Source organism: Streptococcus varani (assembly GCF_001375655.1).
GTDB classification, from domain to species: Bacteria; Bacillota; Bacilli; order Lactobacillales; family Streptococcaceae; genus Streptococcus; species Streptococcus varani.
This window is the reverse complement of the sequence record NZ_CTEN01000012.1, coordinates 1-3749: the sequence shown is the minus strand read 5'-3', so window position 1 is coordinate 3749 and position 3749 is coordinate 1. Positions and strand designations below refer to the sequence as shown.

The following is a 3749-nucleotide window of genomic DNA, read 5'->3' as shown; positions in this document are numbered from 1 at the left end:
AAAAGTAGTAAAATGATAGGTGCATCCTCCAGACGATTGTCTAACTTGGTTATCAAGTTTATCGCAGTGAGGGTGTTTTTTTATTTTTTAGAATTTCCTATTGACTTTTTATATAGAATGCCTCCTCACAGATTACATCGTCGATTATTTTTTAATCTAAGTAGTCATAAATACTAGCCTGATTTTCTTTATAGTTAAGCGTTGGTTTGCTAGAATCTTTTCTCTCCATTATCTGCATTTCATAACCAATGACTTTACGACCTCTTTTATGTTGTTCAAAAATGATATCTATTGGGAACTTAGCCTCTAACTCTTCAGCAGATCGAGTAATAACATCATGTAAAAATCGTCCGGCAGTCATCCGCCTTTCTTCTCCAAGAAACCAAGTTTGCCATTCTTCTAAAGTTCCATTTATGAGTGTTGTTTGACTATTCCCAAAGCGATTTGCTTCCCATAATTTCATTAAAATAAGTGCATATTTCCCCTTAATATTGGCTAACTCTCGTAAATGGAATGAATAATAATTCTTCTTGAGGTCAAACACATATGGTTGAGCGAACTCAGAAAATTGAAATTCTACTCTTCCGGTTTCGTAATAGTCTATAAAAGAAAATAGCTGTGTCATCCGTATCCCTCTAGTTCCATCTTCTTTAACTATTGGCAAATAGAGGGCAGTACCTTGATTTAATGTTTTAAAAGCATCTACGACACGCTTGTAGTTCGTTCCACTACTTGTTAAACCAAGAAACTTCAACAATATAGTTGTCTCTAAAACAAACTTTTCACTCGGCAAACTGTCTTTCTGCACAAAAGAAAAACAGTAATCCAAAATTTTATGTTCAAAAGCCTTCAAATTTCCAAAAGACTTCGCTAGGTCATTATCTTGGACGACCAAGTACTCACTACGAGATATCAATTCCTCCAAAATTTTTCTAGGTTTAGTTCCTTTTAAGTTTTCTTTTTTTTTCATAAGAACCTCGCACTTTTTTCGTATTTATACGTATTATTGTAAAGATAGCAGATTGTTGCAAAAATAGCAAATCTTCGATAGTTAACGCACTTTTTTCGATAGTTAACGCACTTTTTTCGATAGTTAACGCACTTTTTTCGATAGTTAACGCACTTTTTTCGATAGTTAACGCTCTTGAAGCCCGTGGTTGAGCCTTTTAAATGGTCTCTAAAGTAATATAAAGTATATATAAAGTATATATAAAAGTATCTTTCTTCTAGAAAAAATAAATAAATAAAAACTAGAAACTAAAAAGTTTTTAAATAAGTATCAGAGACCACTCTCTATATTTACCATATTTTTTGACACGCAATAAAGCACGTGTTATAATTATCTTGCTTAAAAGTTCGATAAAGCTAAGCATAAAGAAAAACACCCACGGTTGCCGCCAAGGGTGTTTTTTTGTGCTTGCTCAGGGCACTCAGACTACATTATTTGTCGCATTTGTCATGCCACTTGCGGATTAGCCATTCCGCAATCAGTTCTGTACTGACACCGACCAGCAGTTGTAGCAGAACAAGCTCGATAAAGCATTTTAGCATAAAGTCTCACCTCCTTAGCTAACGCTAACTGAGTGTTGCGACCTTTCAAGTATATCAATATTATGAATACCGAGCAAATAGATTGCGCCACTTACAAACTTGGTCCATCATTTCCATAATCGCGTTTAATACCTTTGATTTGCCTTCTAAGCGAATTTGCTTGTTCTACTTTAAGTCTATCCAACTTAATCTGAAAAGTGTCTCTACGAGGCTGTAAATCCCCTAACAGCTGGAGTTGTTGGCGCAATTTCTGCGGGTATTGGTGGAGCTGTAGGCTGGGCTGTATCTAATGGAATTCGAACTGTTGATGCCGGAGTAGAGGTTCCGCTTGTCTCAATGCGCTTTTACGTAGATGTCCCTTAAAAAATATATTTTGGGTGTTTTTATTATTGTTTTTTGCGGAATATTGCTCATAGCTTTTAATATCATACCCAAATTTTTCGTATTTTTAGTTATATTTTTGTCTCTTGGTGTATTCATTGCATGGAGTTCTTATACGAATTTCAGAAAGAAGTGAACTAATACTATATATATTTAGAATATTAAGCTTTTGACTTTCTTGGTTGGAAGCTTTTTTTGTGTATCTGATGTTTTTACAAGAACTGTCCTATCAAAAATAGGTGTGTTAGAAGTAGGCGAAGCCGAGAAAAATATCGGTACGGGAAACGTTGATACTATCAATATATCACGGCATTTGATATCAGTTTCCCTTATGCTCTTTTCAGCGCTTTAAGTAGTCCAAAAGTGGTACATTAATGACCTAGACTAAAATTGGGTCAATGACCTACTAGTAAAACGAGTGCAAGACTATTTAAAGGGTGATTTACTGGTTAATAGATGTTTAGGGGTTTGGGTTCTCCCAAAAATCAGTTTTAAACTAAAACAGCACGTGGGTATAAACTTACTAGTAAGTTTATACCCACGTGCTAAGCTTGCCGGAAGAAAATGGGGAGGTGAAGAGAGTGTCTGAGGAAAAGTGCTACGGCAAAACCATGTTAGAGGTCGCTAAGTGGAGTTAGGGGTATCTAAAGACGTGGTAAAATATCATCAACGTAAACTGAATGCTAGTGAAAGTTTCAGAATGGAGGGAAAAATCTATATCACTCCTGCTGGTGTGGAGAAAATAAAGGGTGGTTTGAGAAAAGATAAGGAATTCTATTCTGTGACTTTTGAGAGTAAGTTACTGAGTCAAATAGACGAACTGAGGTCAAATCAATGGCATCATGAATGGAACTTGAAAGATGTCGTGAAAAAAATAGACAGCCTAGATAAAAAGCTAGACGCCCTTCTAGAAACTCTCAGAAGCTTATAGAGCGACGTTTATAGCAAGAGGGTAAAATATATCGATTTGAGCTATAAGCCCCTTATAATCGATTTTAGGGGCGTTCTGAGCGATTTATGCCGTGAAAGCTATTTGACAATAATAATACAATTTAAGTAATAATGCTGAATTTATCAAAAATAAATAGTTTGAGCCATTACCGGTGGCTCTTTTTTATTTTTCAAGCCCTTTCTTGCTTTTTACAACATCACTCATATAATTTCTTAAATCGTAAGTAACTATTTTTCCCTCACTCATCAATACTTTTTTATAATCAGCATAAAGTTGTTTAGGAAACCTAACAGAGATACTAGTCGTTTCATTATTTTTTTGCTTCATTTCTTTACTCCTTATTTGTTACTCAAAAGTATAAATATAAATATTCATGCGTAAAGCTATAAAACTCTTTGTAGTTCTAAAGATTTTAATGGATGTACATAAAAAGGCAAATGTCGCCAATTTGTCGCTTTTTGTTGATTGCCCTTAAACCCTTGCGAATCTAAGTTTCAAGAGCGTTTTTTTTTTCGAATTTGGCACTCGGCACTTGAAAGGGGGGTCGTAGTAGCCCTCCAGATTTTAGATTTTTCTGGTGAAAAATCACCCCAATTTTAAAACCCGCAAACTGCCATTACATAATTTATATCTCTGATACTGTAGCTTAGTTTATAACTCTCACACGTTCTCAAAATTTGACAAAAAAAATTACGTTTGTATAAAGAAAAAAGAAAGATGAGTTGTCCCCAACTCATCTTTCTTTTCAGTACGACGGGCATGTCGTACATCTGAGGTGCAAGTCCTCCGTGGGCACCCGCTACCGGTGAACCCAATAGCGACTCCCAAGCCTGACTATCGCGAGGTAGCGGGGAGAGGAAGGGAT

At 35.6% G+C, this 3749-nt stretch carries 3 protein-coding genes; 1 reads left to right on the top strand and 2 read right to left on the bottom strand.

The window, feature by feature from the left end; translation table 11 throughout:
• Window positions 1-151 precede the first annotated feature (151 nt).
• Window positions 152-970, bottom strand: a complete 819-nt coding sequence (locus BN1356_RS12385; RefSeq protein ID WP_093651664.1) for a replication initiation protein — start codon at window positions 968-970, stop codon at window positions 152-154.
• Window positions 971-2632: 1662 nt separating this feature from the next.
• Between BN1356_RS12385 and BN1356_RS12740 the strand changes: the two genes are divergently transcribed.
• Window positions 2633-2863: a hypothetical protein gene (locus tag BN1356_RS12740; RefSeq protein ID WP_176694295.1), complete on the top strand. Its 231-nt coding sequence runs from the start codon at window positions 2633-2635 to the stop codon at window positions 2861-2863.
• Between the two features lie 183 nt (window positions 2864-3046).
• On the opposite strand, the gene BN1356_RS12375 is transcribed toward BN1356_RS12740, so the two are convergent.
• Complete coding sequence (locus BN1356_RS12375; protein WP_093651662.1) at window positions 3047-3211, bottom strand: transcriptional regulator; 165 nt, start codon at window positions 3209-3211, stop codon at window positions 3047-3049.
• Window positions 3212-3749: the final 538 nt, after the last annotated feature.

What these genes read in the sequence shown, in the direction of transcription:
- BN1356_RS12740 (WP_176694295.1), top strand. Translation starts at nt 2,633, where the DNA reads ATGGAGGGAAAAATCTATATCACTCCTGCTGGTGTGGAGAAAATAAAG.
- BN1356_RS12385 (WP_093651664.1), bottom strand. Translation starts at nt 970, where the DNA reads ATGAAAAAAAAAGAAAACTTAAAAGGAACTAAACCTAGAAAAATTTTG.
- BN1356_RS12375 (WP_093651662.1), bottom strand. Translation starts at nt 3,211, where the DNA reads ATGAAGCAAAAAAATAATGAAACGACTAGTATCTCTGTTAGGTTTCCT.